This window comes from Faecousia intestinalis, from assembly GCF_040096185.1.
Classification (GTDB): Bacteria; Bacillota; Clostridia; order Oscillospirales; family Oscillospiraceae; genus JAZOXB01.
The window spans coordinates 1-3,198 of record NZ_JBBMFF010000024.1; the positions used below are offsets into that span (position 1 = coordinate 1).

General features: G+C 60.6%; 3 protein-coding genes. All 3 read left to right on the forward strand.

Annotated elements, in window-relative coordinates:
* The coding region (locus tag WMO66_RS00235) for a hypothetical protein (RefSeq protein WP_349134400.1) at window positions 1–336 on the forward strand (336 nt) is incomplete at its 5' end.
* Complete coding sequence (gene ftsH / locus WMO66_RS00240) at window positions 296–2,242, forward strand: ATP-dependent zinc metalloprotease FtsH (protein ID WP_349134401.1); 1,947 nt, start codon at window positions 296–298, stop codon at window positions 2,240–2,242. The genes WMO66_RS00235 and ftsH, both read left to right, overlap by 41 nt.
* Window positions 2,243–2,245: 3 nt before the next feature.
* Entirely contained in the window at window positions 2,246–3,058 is an 813-nt protein-coding gene (locus WMO66_RS00245; protein ID WP_349134402.1) for a mechanosensitive ion channel family protein, read from the forward strand.
* Window positions 3,059–3,198: the final 140 nt, after the last annotated feature.

Genomic DNA, 3,198 nt, shown 5'->3' on the forward strand with positions numbered 1-3,198 from the left:
TTACGGATGCGGCATGCCCCTTGCGGGTACACAAAGTATTCCTGCGTTTTCCATACCTCGCCTTGCCAAAAAATCTCTCGCCATCCACCCTTGCTGTTTGAATCAGAACTTCCCTATATTATAGCAAAGAATCGCGCCGGAGACAACACTGAGAATCGTCGGACCGGCGCGAAACGGGCCGAAATCCGGACAAAAATCCAAATTCACAGAAAATTTACAGCACATTTTGCCGTGAGAATTGCAGAAAGCACCAAAATATGGTATGATGCAGGAGAAGCGAAAGGAGGCCGATTCCATGGCGAATCAAAGCCCGCAAAACAGACCAAACGGAAATAATAATAATAATGATAACCGCAACGGCGACCGCCGCAGATTTTCCATTCTGACGATCTTGATCATTGCCGTTGCCGTGACACTGCTGTTCAACAGCCTGCTCAGCAATGTGTTCTCCGCCGGAGAGAAGCAGGTCACCTATGATGCCTTCCTCAGTGCAGTGGAGACCGATGCCATTTCGCAGGTCGAGATCCAGTCCGACCGCATCCAGTTCCTGCGCCGGGATGAGATGGCCCTGCCGAAGTCACAGCGCACCGTGTATTACACCGGCCTGCTGCCCAATGTGGATCTGACGTCCCTCATTTCGACGTTGGAGGACAATCAGGTGGAGTTCAGCGGCGAGATCGTCGAGAACAGCACGTTCACGTTCCTGTTCTCGTGGGTGCTGTTCCCGCTGCTGATGCTGGCGCTGCTCAGCCTGCTCATGCGCTTCATCATCTCGCGCAGCGGCGGCGGAGCCGGCGGCTTTGGTGCCATCGGCAGCATCGGCAAGAGCAAGGCCAAGGTCTATATGGAAAAGGAGACCGGCGTGACGTTCCGCGATGTCGCCGGTCAGGACGAGGCGAAGGAATCGCTCGTCGAGATCATCGACTTTCTGCACAATCCGCAGAAATATGCCGCCATCGGCGCAAAGCTGCCGAAGGGCGCGCTGCTTGTCGGCTCCCCCGGCACCGGCAAAACGCTGCTGGCCAAGGCCGTGGCAGGCGAGGCCCGTGTGCCGTTCTTCTCCATCTCCGGCTCAGACTTCGTGGAAATGTTCGTCGGCGTCGGCGCGAGCCGTGTGCGCGATCTGTTCCAGGAGGCCAGCAAGGTCGCCCCGGCTATCATCTTTATCGATGAGATCGACGCCATCGGCCGCAGCCGTGACAGCCGCCTCGGCGGCAACGACGAGCGCGAGCAGACCCTGAACCAGCTGCTTGCCGAGATCGACGGCTTCGATTCCTCGAAGGGCGTCGTGATCCTTGCGGCGACGAACCGCCCAGAAATTCTCGATAAGGCCCTGCTGCGCGCGGGCCGCTTTGACCGCCGCATCATCGTTGACCGCCCGAATCTGGAGGGGCGCTACCAGACCCTGCTCGTCCACACGCGCAACATCCGCCTTGCCGAGGACGTCGATCTCAAGAAGATCGCGCAGGCCACGGCCGGCGCGGTCGGCGCGGACCTTGCCAACCTCGTCAACGAGGCGGCGCTGCGTGCCGTGCGCATGGGCCGCCAGACCGTGAACCAGGAGGACCTGCTGACGTCGTTCGAGGTCGTCATCGCGGGCACCGAGAAGAAGGGCACCGTCCTGACGGACATCGAAAAGCGCATCGTGGCATATCACGAGGTCGGCCATGCGCTCGTGGCCGCGCTGCAGAAGCACACGCAGCCCGTTTCCAAGATTACCATCGTCCCGCACACGTCCGGCGCGCTGGGTTACACCATGCAGATGCCGGAGGAGGAGAAGTACCTCAATTCCCGCGACGAGCTGCTCGTGGAGCTGCGCACCATGCTCGGCGGCCGCGCCGCAGAGCAGACTGTGTTCGGCATTGAGACGACCGGCGCGTCGAACGACATCGAGCGCGCGACGGATCTGGCCCGCAAGATGGTCATGCAGTACGGCATGAGCGACCGCATCGGCCTCATGGCGCTGACGACGAAGGGCAACGAGTACCTCGACGGCCAGTCCTACACCGACTGCGCCCAGACGACGGCCGCCGCCGCGGACGAAGAGGTCCGCAAGCTCCTGAACGACAGCTACGATCAGGCCAAGAAAATTCTGGCCGAGAACCGCGGCCTGCTCGACGAGGTCGCCCTGTACCTGCTCCAGAAGGAGACCATCACGGGCGACGAGCTCATGCAGTATGTCGATGCCGACAAGCGCCTGCGGGGGTCCAAGCAGGAGACCCTGCCGGAAGCGGAGGCGTAAGCCATGGATCTGGCTTCCATCAAGAAATTTTTTGCATCCCTGACGCTGCAGAAGCTCGTCCCGGTCATCCTCATCGTCGTGATCGGGCTTCTGCTCGTCAAGCTGCTGCTGAAGCTGTTTGACCGTGTGCTCGAACGTTCCCGGCTGGAGCGGACGATGTTCTCGTTTCTGCGGGCGGCCATGCGAACCCTGCTCTATACCATCCTCGTGCTCGTGGCGGCAAGCTCCCTCGGCGTGGACGTCACGTCGCTCGTCGCCATCCTGAGTGTCGTCTCCCTTGCTATTTCGCTTGCCGTGCAGAACGCGCTTTCCAACGTTGTCGGCAGTGTGACGCTCCTGACGACGCACCCGTTCCACGTCGGCGACTTTGTGGAGATCGGCAGCGACAGCGGCACCGTGGAGGAGATCAGCGTTTCGTATACGAAGCTTGCTACGGTCGACGGCAAGCGCATCTACATCCCGAACAGCGACGCCGCCTCGGCGCGCATCTGCAACTATTCCGTCGAGGGCCGCCGCCGCGTGGACCTCTATATCGGCGTGTCGTACGACGCTCCGGCGGAGAAGGTCCGCGAGGCCCTGCTCGCCGCGGCGCAGCACCCAAAGGCGCTGCAGGACCCCGCCCCGCTGGTCGTGCTGAACAACTATCAGGACAGCAGCATCCAGTACCTGCTGATGCTGTGGACCGCAAGCGGCGACTACCTCGACGTGCGCTTCGCCGTGAACGAGGCCGTCAAGCGCGAGCTGGACGCCCGCGGCATCGCCATCCCCTACCCGCAGCTCGATGTGCACTTTGAGCCGCAGAAGCGGAACACCTGATATCCTGATATATAGTCAGAGCAGCGGCGCGTTTGCACCGCTGCTCTGACTGTCAAAAAAATCTGAAAGACTAACTATTAAAAGTCAAGCCCGAAATGCGGAGGAGCGGCAAAAATTTAGACGGTTCAAAAGGGGTATAG

Coding starts and splice junctions, on each gene's coding strand:
- ftsH (WP_349134401.1), top strand. CDS start 296: ATGGCGAATCAAAGCCCGCAAAACAGACCAAACGGAAATAATAATAAT.
- WMO66_RS00245 (WP_349134402.1), top strand. CDS start 2,246: ATGGATCTGGCTTCCATCAAGAAATTTTTTGCATCCCTGACGCTGCAG.